Raw genomic sequence first — 14,247 nt, forward strand, 5'->3', positions numbered from 1 at the left:
CTCAGCCGGGGGCCGACCGGCCCAGTCGCCAGTAGCCGCAGAAGGTGACGTCCCGCTTGGGTACGCCGCGGTCGCCCACCAGGTGCCGCCGGACGCCCGTGGCGAGCCGGGACTCGCCCGCCACCCACGCGTAGAGGGGCCCCTCGGGCAGTGCGGCGGCGCGGACCGCCTCCAGGACGCGGGCACCGGGGCTCTCGCCGCCGCGGCTGAGCCAGTGGACGCGCACCCCGGGCGGCGTGGGCACGGACCGGATGTCGTGCGCGGCGGCCACCTCCACGAAGACCTCGGTGGGCGGCGGGTTCGGATCGCTGTCCAGGATCGACAGGATGGCCGGCAGCGCGCTCTCGTCGCCCACCAGCACGTGGCCCCGGGCGTGTTCGGGCGGCCGGTGCATCGAGCCGAGATCGAAGACGCCGGCCGGGTCGCCCGGCCGGACCCGGCGCACCCATGAGGTCATGGGCGAGCCGCCGTGGAGGGCGAACTCGATGTCGAGTTCCTCCTCCTCGGGCCGCAGGCTCCGGATGGTCAGGTTGCGCACCCACGGGCGGGACGCCTTCGGCATCAGCAGGACCTGCGCCATCCACCGCTCATTGGACGCGGTCGGCATCCTCAGCTCGCTCTGTCCCTCCCGGGGGAAGAAGAGCCGGACGGCCTGGTCGGCGCCCCCGGGGGTGAGGTCCCGTATGCCGTGGCCGCCGAGGGTGACCCGGGCGAAGCCGGGTGAGACCGGCTGGCACCCCCGTACCTCCAGGGTGATCATCCGGCGCTCCTTGGGGAGACTCACGCGGGGGATCACCGCAGTGCTCCTGGGCCGGGGGTTCTCTTGTCTTCGCAGCTCATGACAGTATTCTGAGCAAAAGCTCAGCTATTCGCTACTCGCTTTCCACCGGTCAGAAAGAGCTCCCGATGACACCCGCCGACCGCCGTCTCACCCCACGTCGCAAGCCCCGGCAGGTGCGCGCCGAGCTCACCCGCGAGCGTGTCCTCACGGCGGCTGCTCACGTTTTCGCCGAGTACGGGTACGCCGCCGGGACCACCAACCGGATCGCCGAACGCGCCCGCATGTCCATCGGCTCGCTGTACCAGTACTTCCCGAACAAGGACGCCATCCTCGCCGAGCTGCTGGTCCGGCACATCGACCGCGGGGCGTGGGCGGGCGCCGAGGAGTTGGACATGACCCCCGGCAGCCTGGAGGACGTGGTCCGCTCCCTCGTCCGCGACGCGATCGACCACCATCGCGACGGCCCGCAACTCCTGCGGATCATGATCGAGGAGGCGCCCGTCTCGCCCGCCCTGAGCGAAGCGATCGAGCGGCACGGCGCGGCCCGGGTGCGCCAGGTGCGCGAGGTCTTCGCCCGGCACCCGGACGTCCGCGTGCGGGATCTCGACATGGCGGCGCAACTCATCGTGGGGGCAGCGGAGTTGAACACCCACCAGCTCATGGCGGCCCCGAATCCCCCGCAGGTCGAGAGGCTGGAGGCGGAGCTGGTCGCCATGATCACCCGGTACCTGCGCGGGGACCGGTCGACGGCGGAGGAAGCGATCCCCGGTGGGCCTGGCGCTCACGGGTGACTCGTTGGCGCGGGTCGTCCGGCGGTCGCGGAGCCGAGCCCGTTCCGCCGGGCCGGCTCACTCCTGAGCGGTGCGCAGCCGCGTCGCCGTGCGGACCAGGGCCGCCAGGGGGCGGGAGCGGCTGGGGGCGGGCCAGGCGATCACCGTGGTGATGGGTGGGGCGTCGAGGACGGGGACGGCGACGTGCTCGGGCCACTGCCAGGCGCGGCTCGACGCGGGGATGACCAGCAAGGTCATGCCGAGGGCGACGAGTTGGGCGAGCTGGGACTGGGTGCGGACCTCCGGTCCCGGGCCGTCCGGGTACGTGCCGTCGAGCCGCGGCCAGCGGGCCATCGGGAGGTCGGGGACGGCGCTGACCTCCGCGAGCGTGAGGTGGGGGCGGGCCGCGAGGGGGTGCGTCGCCGGGAGGATCGCCACCTGGCCCTCGGTGTGCAGGTCCTCCGTGTCGAAGCCGGTGAGGTCGTCGACCGGGCGGTGCATGAGCGCGGCGTCCGCACGGCCGGTACGGAGCAGCCGGGCCTGTTCACCGACCTCGCACAGCAGGACCTCGACCGGGGGGACGTCCGGCTCGCGCTCCGCCGCGTCCAGGAGCCCGCGCAGCACCTCGTGCGAAGCCCCCGCCTTCGTCGCGAGCACGAGGCCCTGCTCCGTGGCCCCGGCCCTGCGGGTACGGCGCGCCGCCGCCGCGACCGCGTCGAGCGCCGCCCCCGCCTCCGTGCGCAGCACCTCGCCCGCCGCCGTGAGGGTCACGCCGTGGCGGTCCCGGTCGAGCAGGCGGACGCCGAGGCGGTGTTCGAGCTGCCGGATCGCGCGGGAGAGCGGGGGCTGCGTGATGCCGAGCCGCTCGGCGGCGCGCCCGAAGTGCAGTTCCCCGGCCACGGCGAGGAAATACCTCAGCTCGCGGACCTCCACGTCCCAGGCGTCGTCGTCCATGCGGACAGCCTAGGCCGGACGGTGATACCGGGCGGGTATCACAGCTGGCCGAAGCGGTATTGGACGCGCTCGGGCGGCCCGTCGAGCATGGGGTGCATGAGCGAATCGACGAAGACCGCGCTGGTCACCGGCGCGAACAAGGGAATCGGCCTGGCGATCGCGCGGGGCCTCGCGGACCTCGGTTTCACGGTCGCCGTGGGGGCGCGGGACGAGGCGCGGGGAGCGGCGGCCGCGAAGTCGCTGCGGGCCGAGGGGGCGCGTGCCTTCGCGGTCGCGCTCGACGTCACCTCCGATCAGAGCGTCGCCGCCGCCGCGCGGACCGTGGCCGAGAAGGCAGGGCGGCTCGACGTCCTCGTCAACAACGCGGGGATCAGCGGCAGCACCGAGGACGGCGCGCAGGACCCGACCACGCTCGACCTCGACGTGGTCCGCGCGGTCCTCGACACCAACGTCTTCGGCGTGGTCAGGGTGACCAACGCGCTGCTCCCGCTGCTCCGGCGCGCGCGGTCGCCGCGCATCGTCAACGTGTCGAGCACCATGGGCTCGCTGACCCTGCGCACCGGCCCCGTCCTGGCCGCCTACGGGCCCTCGAAGACGATGCTCAACGCCCTCACGACGCAGTACGCGCGCCGCCTCGCCGACACCCCGGTCCTCGTCAACGCCTGCTGCCCCGGCTGGGTCGCCACCGATTTCACCGGCCACGAGCCGGACCGCACCCCGGCGGAGGGCGCCGCGATCGCCCTCCGCCTCGCGACGCTCCCGGACGACGGGCCGCGCGGGGGCTTCTTCGACGACGGGGGAGTGGTGCCGTGGTGAGCGGGACGGGAACCCCCGGCGCCGGGCCTGCCCGGCTGACCGCAAGGCCAGTCCGTCCGCGCGCACGGTCCGCCCGTTGCGCACGGTCCGCCCGGCCGCCCGCACCGTCCGCCCGGTCCGCCCGCTGGCTCCTCCACCCCGGGCACGTCCTCGTACCGCTCAGACCTCCGCCCCCTCCAGCCGTCCCGCCAGCGCGGCGCCGGCCTCCCGCTCCAGCGCCTCCCGCAGCTCCGGCGGGTCCACGCGGTCCACGCGGACACGGGTGCAGCCGACCCACGTGGCCGCTTCCGCCAGGGCCCTCGCGGTGCCCTCGACCGCCTTGCGCGGGGTCGCCGTGCCGGGGACGTCGCCGCCCAGGGAGACCTGCCGGGCGACGAGGGTCGTGCCCTCGCGGGCCGGGTCGACGCGGGCGATGAGCCGGCCGCCGGAGAGGACCGGCATCGCGAAGTAGCCGTGGACGCGCTTCGGCTTGGGCACGTACGCCTCCAGGCGGTGCGAGAAGCCGAAGAGGCGTTCCGCGCGGGCGCGTTCCCAGATGAGGGAGTCGAAGGGGGAGAGGAGCGTGGTGCGGTGGCGGCCGCGCGGGCTCGACTCCAGAGCCTCGGGGTCTGCCCACGCCGGTCTTCCCCAGCCCTCGACCCGCACCGGGACGAGGCCGCAGTCCTCGATCACCGCGTCGAACTGCTCGTTCTTCAGCCGGTGGTAGTCCGCGAGGTCGGAACGGGTGCCGACGCCGAGCGCCCGGGCCGCGAGGCGGATCAGGCGGCGTACGCACTCCAGGTCGTCCAGGTCGTCGTGGAGCAGCTCGGCGGGGATCGCCCGCTCCGGCAGGTCGTAGACCCGTCGCCAGCCCGTACGCCGGACGCAGACCACGTCCCCGTACGTCAGCGCCCGCTCCACGGCGACCTTGGAACCCGACCAGTCCCACCACTCGCCGCCGTTCTTCGCCCCGCCCAGCTCCGTCGCCGTCAGCGGGCCCTCGTCGCGCAGCTGCGCGAGCACCTTCTCGTACGCGCCCGCCGGCATCTCGTGCCCCCACAGCGGGCGGTTGCGGTACGCGCGGCGGCGGAAGGCGAAGTGCGGCCACTCCTCGACGGGCAGCACGCAGGCCGCGTGCGACCAGTACTCGAAGGCGTGCGCGGGGGCCTCGGGCGGCGCCCAGTACGCGGATTCGACGGTTCGGCGGCCGATCGCGCCGAGGCGCGCGTACGGGACCAGCTCGTGCGAGCGGGCGAGCACCGAGATCGTGTCGAGCTGCACCGCGCCGAGGTGCCGCAGCACACCCCGCGCGCCCGCGCGCCGGTCGGGGGCGCCGAGGAGGCCCTGGGCGCGCAGCGCGATGCGGCGGGCCTCGTCGGCGGAGAGGGGGAGCGGCTGCGTCGTCATGCCGTGCAGCCTAGGACGGGGGACCGACACCGGGGCACCGGCGCAAAGGCAGAGCGGGAGCACCGCCCGGGAGCGCCGCGCGGGGGCGCCGCCGCCACGTACCGTCTCCCCGGTGTTCCCTCGCACAGCCTGGGCAGGGATACTGCGCTGCGGTGCGTACCGCTTTCCTCACCGAAGGTCGCGAAGCTCGCGAAGGTGGCGGAGAACGCCCCGGCACCTTACGAGGGCCTCACGCGTTGACTGTCTTGGCAGACCTCCCGGCGCGGGCGGGTCCTCGCATACGATGGCCGTTGCCCGAAGACTTGACCGTGCCAGGCCCCGACCGGCAAGGAGACCAACCCTCGTGTCCGTCCTCTCGAAGATCATGCGTGCAGGCGAAGGCAAGATCCTGCGCAAGCTGCACCGCATCGCGGACCAGGTCAACTCCATCGAAGAGGACTTCGTCAGCCTCTCCGACGCCGAGCTGCGCGCGCTCACCGACGAGTACAAGCAGCGCGTCGCGGACGGGGAGTCCCTGGACGACCTGATGCCCGAGGCCTTCGCCACCGTGCGCGAGGCCGCCAAGCGCGTCCTCGGCCAGCGCCACTACGACGTGCAGATCATGGGCGGCGCGGCCCTGCACATGGGATACGTCGCCGAGATGAAGACCGGTGAGGGCAAGACCCTCGTCGGCACCCTCCCCGCGTACCTCAACGCGCTCTCGGGCAAGGGCGTGCACCTCATCACGGTCAACGACTACCTCGCCGAGCGCGACTCCGAGCTGACCGGCCGCGTGCACAAGTTCCTGGGCCTGAGCATCGGCTGCATCCTCGCGAACATGACCCCGGCCGAGCGCCGCGAGCAGTACGGCCGCGACATCACGTACGGCACGAACAACGAGTTCGGCTTCGACTACCTCCGCGACAACATGGCCTGGTCGCAGGACGAGCTCGTCCAGCGCGGCCACAACTTCGCGATCGTCGACGAGGTCGACTCGATCCTCGTGGACGAGGCCCGTACGCCGCTCATCATCTCCGGCCCCGCCGACCAGGCCACCAAGTGGTACGGCGACTTCGCCCGCCTCGTGAAGCGCCTGGAGCGCGGTGAGCCGGGCAACCAGCTCAAGGGCATCGAGGAGACCGGCGACTACGAGGTCGACGAGAAGAAGCGCACCGTCGCGATCCACGAGCCCGGCGTCGCGAAGGTCGAGGACTGGCTCGGCATCGACAACCTCTACGAGTCCGTGAACACCCCCCTGGTCGGTTACCTCAACAACGCGATCAAGGCGAAGGAACTGTTCAAGAAGGACAAGGACTACGTCGTCATCGACGGCGAGGTCATGATCGTCGACGAGCACACGGGCCGTATCCTCGCCGGCCGCCGCTACAACGAGGGCATGCACCAGGCGATCGAGGCGAAGGAAGGGGTGGACATCAAGGACGAGAATCAGACGCTCGCCACGATCACCCTCCAGAACTTCTTCCGCCTGTACGACAAGCTCTCCGGCATGACCGGTACGGCGATGACCGAGGCCGCCGAGTTCCACCAGATCTACAAGCTCGGCGTCGTGCCGATCCCGACGAACAAGCCGATGGTCCGCATGGACCAGTCGGACCTCATCTACCGCACCGAGGTCGCCAAGTTCGACGCGGTCGTGGACGACATCGTCGAGAAGCACGAGAAGGGGCAGCCGATCCTCGTCGGCACCACCTCCGTCGAGAAGTCCGAGTACCTCTCGCAGCAGCTCGCCAAGCGCGGCGTGCAGCACGAGGTGCTCAACGCCAAGCAGCACGACCGGGAGGCGACGATCGTCGCCCAGGCCGGGCGCAAGGGCGCGGTCACGGTCGCCACCAACATGGCCGGTCGCGGTACGGACATCAAGCTCGGCGGGAACCCGGACGACCTCGCCGAGGCCGAGCTGCGCCAGCGCGGTCTCGACCCGGTCGAGCACGTCGAGGAGTGGGCCGCGGCCCTCCCGGCCGCCCTGGAGCGCGCCGAAGCCGCCGTGAAGGCGGAGTTCGAGGAGGTCAAGGACCTCGGCGGGCTCTACGTCCTCGGCACCGAGCGGCACGAGTCGCGCCGTATCGACAACCAGCTGCGCGGTCGTTCCGGGCGTCAGGGCGACCCCGGCGAGTCCCGCTTCTACCTCTCGCTCGGCGACGACCTCATGCGGCTCTTCAAGGCGCAGATGGTCGAGCGCGTCATGTCGATGGCGAACGTGCCCGACGACATGCCGATCGAGAACAAGATGGTCACCCGCGCCATCGCCTCGGCCCAGTCGCAGGTCGAGCAGCAGAACTTCGAGACCCGCAAGAACGTCCTCAAGTACGACGAGGTGCTCAACCGGCAGCGTGAGGTCATCTACGGCGAGCGCCGCCGCGTTCTGGAGGGCGAGGACCTCCAGGACCAGGTCATCCACTTCATGGACGACACGATCGACGCGTACGTCGCCGCCGAGACCGCCGAGGGCTTCGCCGAGGAGTGGGACCTCGACCGGCTGTGGAACGCCTTCCGCCAGCTCTACCCCGTGCGCGTCACGGTCGAGGAGCTGGAGGACGAGGCCGGGGACCGCGCCGGGCTCACCGCCGAGTACATCGCCGAGGCGATCAAGCAGGACATCCACGAGCAGTACGACAAGCGCGAGGAGCAGCTCGGCTCCGAGATCATGCGGGAGCTGGAGCGGCGCGTCGTCCTCTCCGTCCTCGACCGCAAGTGGCGCGAGCACCTCTACGAGATGGACTACCTCCAGGAGGGCATCGGCCTGCGCGCCATGGCGCAGAAGGACCCCCTGGTCGAGTACCAGCGCGAGGGCTTCGACATGTTCAACGCCATGATGGACGGCATCAAGGAGGAGTCCGTCGGCTACCTGTTCAACCTGGAGGTCCAGGTCGAGCAGCAGGTCGAGGAGGTCGAGGTCGCGGACGAGGCCCCCGAGGACGCCGTGCCGGCGGGCGCCGGGCGCCCGGAGATCCGCGCGAAGGGGCTCGACGCCCCGCAGCGCGCCGACCGCCTCCACTTCTCCGCCCCGACCGTGGACGGCGAGGGCGGCGTGGTCGAGGGCGAGTTCGCCTCGGAGCCGGGGGAGCCGGTGGTCGCGGGCGACGGAATGACCCGCGCGGAGCGCCGCAAGGCCCAGAAGGGGCGGCGGCGCAAGAAGTAACAGCTTCTGGCCGGTGGCCTGGCGGGAGTTGGCTGGGCCGGGTGGCCGGGTGGCCGGGTGGCCGGGTGGCCGGGTGGCCGGGTGGCCGGGTGGCCGGGTGGCCCGGTGGCTTGCGGTGGCTCGTCGTTTCGCGCGGGCGGGTTGTGGTGGTCGGCTCCATTGCCTTCGGGCGGTGGGGCCGATGGCCGTTTCCGGGGGTTCTTCCGCTTGTAGGGCTGGAGGGTTGAGCCGGGCGGGGGCGAACTGAGGGCTGGCTTTTCACTCGATGGGGGACGCGGGAATCAGCTCCTCGGGGGGCGGGAGTTGACGGGGCGGGCGAGAGGCCGGGGCCTCGGTCGTCGCGGGAGCGAGGGCGCGGCGTGGACGAGCGCGGTGGTCCCCGCCCGGGCGGGGGCGGCCACGCCGACAGGCCCCGGACCCACCCAGCGGTCCGGGGCCTGTCGGCGTGGCGGCGGGGGCTCGCGCTACGGCGCCAGCTCCAGCGCCGTGCACCTCCAGACGCCGTCGCCCCAGTCCTCCAGGCGGAAGGCGATCGCGTGGCAGCGTCCGTCCGCCTCCAGGGTCGCGCTCGCCTCCAGGACCCCCGGGCCGATCTGGGTGGCCCGCGTGGTGCGCAGGACCGGGGCGGCGGTGCGGTAGGGCGGGGTCGCGGTCGTCAGGTGGTGGAGGGCCGTGCCGGTGGCGAGGCCCCAGAGGTCCTGCGGGGTGCGGTGGCCGGTGAGGGCGGCCAGGAGCCGGCGGGCCCACTCGTCCTGCGGCGGGCCGGGGCGGGCATGCTCGCGGCGGCGGCCCGCGGGAGCGCGGCCTGCGGGAGCGCGGCCCGCCGGGGCGCGGCCCGCCGGGCCCGAGGGGCCGCGGGTGGCTCCGCGCCGACGGCGGCGCTGGGCGGGGACGCGCGGGGAATCGTCACTCTCGGTCGTGGGCATCGGGCACCTCTCTCCGGGGACACACAAGGCTGTTACTGGTTGGTAGGGGGAGACTTGGGGAGCCGGGGCCCACGACTCGTCACCGTGCGTGTGCGGCGACCTCGGCCTCGGGTTCACCGATCCGGGTGAGCCCCGCACGCCCCACGTATCCTTGCCGCACCGGCGAAAGGATGCGGTTGCCATGCGTGTGTACGTCCCGCTCACTCTCAGTGCGCTCGCGCGGGCCTATGAGGGCGGCGAGCTGGGGGCGGAATCCGTCACGGCGTACGCCGTGACGCCCGCGCTGCGCGAGTGGTACGTGTCCGACGACATCGAGGAGCTGGAGTACGCGGCGCTCAGCCGCGCCGCCGCCGCCTCGCTGCGCCTCCTCGCCGTCGACCCCGCCGAGGCCCGGCGCCGGGTCGTGCTCGCGATCGACGTCGCCGAGAGCGCGGCCCGTACCGATCCCGACCACGGGATGGACCCGGACTCCGTCGGCGAGGTGCGGCTCGCGGGCCCGCCGCGGCTCGCGAAGGCGGCCGCCGTGCACGCGGACGGCGAGGAGGCGGTCGAGGACGTGACCGCGGCGGCGGAGGCGCTCGGCGCGGCCGACCAGGGCGACGCGGACGCGCGGTTCGTCGTGGACGGGGCCGAGGACCACGAGCTGTTGTGGTTCGCGACGCAGGAGATCCCGTACCTCATCGCCCCGACCGCCGAGGAGCGCTGAGTGGGCGCGGCGAGCCCGGCCCCGCAGCCCGCGAGCCCCGCCCAGCACCTCGTGTGGGACTGGAACGGCACCCTGTTCCACGACATGGACGCGGTGCTCGGCGCCACCAACGCGGCCTTCGCCGAACTCGCCCTGCCGGGGCTGCGCTCGCTCACGCTGGAGCGGTACCGCGAGCTGTACCGCGTGCCCGTCACCGAGTTCTACGAGGCGCTGCTCGGGCGCGCGCCCACGCCCGGGGAATGGGAGCTGATGGACGGTACGTTCCAGCGCCACTACGCGCGCGAGAGTCCGCGCTGCGGGCTCACGGCGGGGGCCGTGGACGTGCTCGACGGGTGGCTCGGTTCCGGTCGCAGCCAGTCGCTGCTGAGCATGTACGGACACGAGGACCTCGTCCCGCTCGTCAAGGGCTTCGGCATCGCGGACCGTTTCATACGGGTCCAGGGACGGACGGGGCCCTCCGGCGGCAGCAAGGCCGAGCACCTCGTACGGCACCTGGCGGCGCTCTCCGGCGAGGTCGCCCCCGCCCGTACGGTCGTCATCGGCGACGCGGCCGACGACGGCCATGCGGCCCGCGCCGCCGGAGCCCGCGCCGTGCTCTACACCGGCGGCTCCCACAGCCGCGCGAGCCTCGCCCGCACGGGCTTCCCGGTCGCCGACTCGCTCGCGGAGGCGGTCGCGATGGCGGAGACGGGCGCCTGACAGACCCCCCGGAAACGGGCACTTGGCGGGCGTACCGGAAAGGGCACCTGACGGGCGTACCGGAAGGGCACCTGACGGGCGTACCGGAAGGGTGCCTGGCGGGCGTACCGGAGCCGGGCGCGCCCGGCCCCCATCTCCCTGGCAGGCCTTTCCCCGAACCGCTCACCCTCCGCAGTCCCTTGCGTACGCTGGGACGCGTTCGGTCGGGGCTCAGGGACGGGGCGGCGCGCGTGGCGTGGGACGGGTTCGGGTTCGGGCAGGGGCGGCGGGGCGGGTTGCCGGTCGAGGTGACCCGGTTCGTGGGGCGGGAGCGGGAGGTCGCCGAGCTGGGGGCCGTGCTGGGCGGAGTGCGGCTGCTGACCGTCATCGGGCCTGGTGGGGTGGGCAAGAGCCGCACCGCCTTGCGGGTGGCCGCCGCGGCGCGGGAGCGGTACCCCGACGGGGTGTGGCTCGCCGAGCTGTCGGCCCTGCGCGATCCCGAGCTGCTGCCCGCGACGCTCGCCGCGGTGCTCGGGCTGCCGGAGTCCAGCGCGCAGGAAGGGCCCGCCTCGGCCCCGTACGGGCCCTCGGGGCGGCCCGCGCTCGACGCCGTCGTCGCACACCTGCGCGAGCGTCAGGCGCTCGTCGTCCTCGACACCTGCGAACACCTGCTCGACGCCTGTGCGGCGTTCGCCGATCTCGTGCTGCGCGAGGCGCCCGGCGTGAGCGTCCTCGCGACGAGCCGCCAGCCCCTCGACGTCCCCGGCGAGCACTGCCGCGCCCTCGCGCCGCTCGACGAGGACGACGCCGTCGCGCTCTTCGCCCAGCGCGCCGCCGACGCCGCGCCCGGATTCGCCGCGCGCGGGGCCGACGCCGCGCGGGTACGGGCGCTCGTGCGCCGCCTCGACGGCATCCCGCTCGCGCTCGAACTCGCCGCCGTACGCCTGCGCGCCGCCCCGCTCGACCAACTCCTCGACCGCGTCGACGACCGCTTCCACGTCCTCACCGGCGGGCGCCGCACCGCGCTGACGCGGCACCAGACGCTCCGTACCGCCGTCGACTGGTCCTACGAGCTGTGCACCCCGGCGGAGCGGCTGCTGTGGGCGCGGCTCTCGGTCTTCGACGGGCCCTTCACGCCGGAGGCGGCGGAGGCGGTGTGCGCGGACCCGGGGGAGCGCGGCGATGCGGGGGAGGGCGGTGAGCTGCCCGCGCGGGACGTGTTCCGGCACCTCATCGGGCTCGTCGACAAGTCCGTCGTGCAGCGCCCGGGGGCGGGCGGCGGCCGGTACCGGATGCTCGACACCCTGCGCGAGTACGGGGCGGGCCGGCTCGCCGAGGCGGGTGGCGCCGAGGCGGTGCGGGACCGTTTCCTCACGTACTACGCGGCCCTCGCGGCCCGGCTGCACACGCGGCTCCTCAGCTCCGAGCAGCCCGCGCTGCACCGCACCGTCCACGAGGAGATCCCGCACCTGCGCGCCGCCCTCGGTCTCTCCCTCGCGGGCGACAGCCCGGGCCGGGCGAGCGCCGGGTTGCTCCTCGCGGCGCACCTGTGGCCGTACTGGCGGGCGCGCGCCGCGATCTCCGAGGGCCACTACTGGCTCGACAAGGGCCTCTCGCTCGTCCCCGAGGACCCGCCGGGACGCGTCGGCCGACAGGCGCGCGCCTGGGCGCTGCTCAGCTCGGGGTCCTTCGGCCTGTGGACCGGCGACCTCCCGCTCGCGGCCCGGCGGCTGACGCGGTGTCTCGCCGAGGCGCGCCGGTACGGGTACGAGGACGTCGCCCGGTACGCCGAGGGACACCTCGCGGGGACGCGGCTGCTGAGCGGGGAGGCGGAGGGGACGCTGGAGACGATGGCGCGGCTGCGCGCCGAGTTCGACGCGCGCGGGGACGGGCTCGGGATCGCGATGATCTACCACGAGGAGGCGATCGTGTGGGCGGTGCTCGGCGAGACGGACCGGGCTCGCGCGATGTGCGACCACATCCTCGGGCACCTCGCCGCGCACGCCCCCGGCGAGTGCCAGCTGCGTGCCGCCGCGCTCGTCGTACGGGGAGCGGCGCACTGGCTCGCCGAGCAGGGTGCCGACGGCGTGGGGGTGCCGCCAGGGGCCGGGACGAGCGCGGCGGAGACGGACTGGCTCGCGGCGCTGGAGCGTTGCGCGGAGATCGGGGAGGCGCAGCTGTCGGGGATAGCGGGGATGGGGCTGACCTGGGTCGCGGTGCGGCGGGGGCGGTGGGTGCGGGCGGCGTGGCTGCTCGGGTGGAGCGAGGGGGCGCGGAAGGTGGGCGGCGACCCCGTCTCCGTGCTGCCGCCGCTCCAGGCGTGGCACGAGGCGAGCCGGGCCGCGCTCCGTGCCGAGCTGGACGGGGAGGCGTACCGGAGCGGGTACGAGGCGGGTGGGCGGCTCACCGCGGCCGAGGTGCTCGACGCGCTGCGCGCCGACGCGGACCTCCCGGGCGGCAAGCGCCGCCGCCCGGCGCGCGGCGCGGACGCGCTGACGCGGCGGGAGCGGGAGGTGGCGGGCCTGGTCGCCGAGGGCCTGTCGAACCGCGAGATCGCGGAGCGCCTGGTGATCTCGAAGCGCACGGCGGACGCCCACGTCGAGCACATCCTCGCGAAGCTGGGCGTGGGCGCGCGGGGGGAGGTGGGGGCGGCGCTGGCGGGGGCGTGAAGGGGGCGGGGGGATCGGCTCGCGCGAGGGGGGGTGGGGCCTCGGGGGGGGGGGGGGGGGTCAGACGGGGATCACGGTCGCGTGGCGGCCCAGGAGTGCGGTCAGATCCTCGGGATCGGAGGTGAGGACCGTGACGGGGCCGGGGGCGAGGAGGGCGGTCGCGGCGAGCATCGCGTCGATGGCGTACTTGTGGCCGTGCAGACCGGCGGAGGCGAGGAGGGCGGAGGCCCGGCGCGCGATGTCCTCGGTCACCGGCTCCACGACGAGCCGGGACAGGGACCAGTCCAGGGCGGCGCGGTTGACGCGGGGATGGGTCACCTCGACCAAGGTGGCGGCCGAGGTGACGACGCGGAGGTCCTCCGCGCGGGCCAGGGCCAGCCAGGCCGTCAGGGCGCGGTCGCGTGCGACGGTCTTGGCGAGTCCCTCGCTGTCGAGGACCAGGGTGCCGCCCGGCACGGCGGCGGTACGGGTCACGCGGCGTCGGACACGTCGCCGGACTGCCGTGCGCGCGCCTCGTGGAGCTGACGGCGCAGGGCGTCGACCTCCTGCTCGGTCACGGGCCCGTGCTCCGCCTCGGCGACCTGGATCAGCTCGTTGAGGTCGTCCCGCTCGATCTGCCGCGCCACCGCCGCCGCCACGTACGAGGAGAGCCCGGAGGGGCCGCTGCGGGCGCGGGCGGCGGCGGCGATGTCGCGGGGCATGGTGATGGAGTACTTGCGAGTGGGCTCGGCCATGCTTCCCATGCTACCGCTCATGCCACCACGGGTGCTCCCGCCGGATTCACGTACGTATACCTAAAACCCCCGCCCTCCTACCTATTTCCTCCCGTACCGGCGCGATCCGTTCCCCCGCGCGGGAAGAATCGAGAGGCGTCGCCGGACGGACCGGGAGGGTCCGGGGGTGGGGGCGGGGCGTTCCGGTTCCCCCGTTCCGCGCTCCGCTTCCGGGGCCTTCTCCGGCGGGCGTGTGGGGCCGGCTGTCCTCGTCGGTGGGGCAGCCGGCCTGTCGGCGCGCGGTGGGGCGGTGTCTTTCGCGTCACACTCGGCGGGCTTGTGTGTCGGGGCGGTAAGAAGCGCGCAAATTCGCGGGACGCCCTGGTCGGGGCCCTGTTGAGGCGGGTGGGACGGCAGCGCCCTTATGCGACAAGGGAGATGCGGCGCGCTGTGCGTCCTGTCAAAGTCCACGGCCGTGATTTGTACACATACGGCTCATGACGCGGCCCCGGCGGGGAGCGTTAGCCTGGGTCCGTGATCAGCGCGATAGGCCGTGCGGGCATCGAGGCCCCCGCCCTTCGCCCGGCGCACGCACTCCGTGCCCCGGGCGCCGCTGAACGACCGCGCGGGTACGGCGCGCAGCCGGAGGCGGCCGCTCCGGCCGCCGAGGGCACGGGTACCGGCAGAGGCGGCACGGCGGGAACGTGCC

General features: G+C 74.0%; 12 protein-coding genes. 6 read left to right on the plus strand and 6 right to left on the minus strand.

All coding sequences use genetic code 11. The annotated features are described in order from the left end of the window. Nucleotide 1: 1 nt before the first annotated feature. A complete protein-coding gene (locus tag ACIP4O_RS11275; protein ID WP_401573993.1) occupies nt 2-760 on the minus strand; it encodes a siderophore-interacting protein in 759 nt (252 codons plus the stop codon). Nucleotides 761-906: 146 nt separating this feature from the next. Between ACIP4O_RS11275 and ACIP4O_RS11280 the strand changes: the two genes are divergently transcribed. Continuing rightward, nucleotides 907-1,572 (plus strand): TetR/AcrR family transcriptional regulator, encoded by a 666-nt coding sequence (locus ACIP4O_RS11280; protein WP_401573995.1) that lies wholly within the window; start codon nt 907-909, stop codon nt 1,570-1,572. A gap of 57 nt (nt 1,573-1,629) precedes the next feature. Here the strand turns inward: ACIP4O_RS11280 and ACIP4O_RS11285 are convergent, their stop codons facing one another. Beyond that, complete coding sequence (locus tag ACIP4O_RS11285; protein WP_401573997.1) at nt 1,630-2,505, minus strand: LysR family transcriptional regulator; 876 nt, start codon at nt 2,503-2,505, stop codon at nt 1,630-1,632. 96 nt (nt 2,506-2,601) lie between these two features. Here ACIP4O_RS11285 and ACIP4O_RS11290 point away from each other — a divergent pair, with 96 nt between their 5' ends. Then, complete coding sequence (locus tag ACIP4O_RS11290) at nt 2,602-3,321, plus strand: SDR family oxidoreductase (RefSeq protein WP_401573999.1); 720 nt, start codon at nt 2,602-2,604, stop codon at nt 3,319-3,321. 159 nt (nt 3,322-3,480) lie between these two features. On the opposite strand, the gene ACIP4O_RS11295 is transcribed toward ACIP4O_RS11290, so the two are convergent. Next, nucleotides 3,481-4,707, minus strand: coding sequence for a winged helix-turn-helix domain-containing protein (locus tag ACIP4O_RS11295; RefSeq protein ID WP_401574000.1), 1,227 nt, complete (start codon nt 4,705-4,707; stop codon nt 3,481-3,483). A 343-nt stretch (nt 4,708-5,050) separates the two neighbouring features. On the opposite strand from ACIP4O_RS11295, the gene secA reads away from it, so the two are divergent. Next, nucleotides 5,051-7,846 carry a preprotein translocase subunit SecA gene (gene secA, locus ACIP4O_RS11300; protein ID WP_361331956.1) on the plus strand — a complete coding sequence of 932 codons (2,796 nt, stop codon included), beginning with the start codon at nt 5,051-5,053 and terminating at the stop codon, nt 7,844-7,846. Nucleotides 7,847-8,310: 464 nt separating this feature from the next. Here secA and ACIP4O_RS11305 read toward each other — a convergent pair whose 3' ends face one another. Continuing rightward, on the minus strand, nt 8,311-8,772 hold the full coding sequence (locus ACIP4O_RS11305) for an Rv3235 family protein (protein WP_401574002.1): 462 nt from the start codon (nt 8,770-8,772) through the stop codon (nt 8,311-8,313). Nucleotides 8,773-8,953: 181 nt separating this feature from the next. Between ACIP4O_RS11305 and ACIP4O_RS11310 the strand changes: the two genes are divergently transcribed. From ACIP4O_RS11310 to ACIP4O_RS11320, 3 genes are all read left to right on the plus strand, one after another. Continuing rightward, on the plus strand, nt 8,954-9,478 hold the full coding sequence (locus ACIP4O_RS11310) for a DUF6912 family protein (protein WP_401574003.1): 525 nt from the start codon (nt 8,954-8,956) through the stop codon (nt 9,476-9,478). Then, a complete protein-coding gene (locus ACIP4O_RS11315; RefSeq protein WP_401574004.1) occupies nt 9,479-10,177 on the plus strand; it encodes an HAD family hydrolase in 699 nt (232 codons plus the stop codon). A 275-nt stretch (nt 10,178-10,452) separates the two neighbouring features. Further along, the gene (locus ACIP4O_RS11320) at nt 10,453-12,825 is read left to right on the plus strand and encodes an ATP-binding protein (RefSeq protein ID WP_401574923.1); all 2,373 of its coding nucleotides are present in this window, start codon (nt 10,453-10,455) and stop codon (nt 12,823-12,825) included. A 60-nt stretch (nt 12,826-12,885) separates the two neighbouring features. Here the strand turns inward: ACIP4O_RS11320 and ACIP4O_RS11325 are convergent, their stop codons facing one another. Both ACIP4O_RS11325 and ACIP4O_RS11330 read right to left on the minus strand, forming a co-directional pair. Beyond that, nucleotides 12,886-13,299 (minus strand): PIN domain-containing protein, encoded by a 414-nt coding sequence (locus ACIP4O_RS11325; protein WP_401574006.1) that lies wholly within the window; start codon nt 13,297-13,299, stop codon nt 12,886-12,888. Further along, nucleotides 13,296-13,559, minus strand: coding sequence for a CopG family transcriptional regulator (locus tag ACIP4O_RS11330; protein WP_361331963.1), 264 nt, complete (start codon nt 13,557-13,559; stop codon nt 13,296-13,298). Before ACIP4O_RS11330 ends, ACIP4O_RS11325 begins: the two co-directional genes overlap by 4 nt. Nucleotides 13,560-14,247 lie beyond the last annotated feature (688 nt).

The organism is Streptomyces sp. NPDC088923 (assembly GCF_044749745.1).
In the GTDB taxonomy this organism is placed as follows: domain Bacteria; phylum Actinomycetota; class Actinomycetes; order Streptomycetales; family Streptomycetaceae; genus Streptomyces.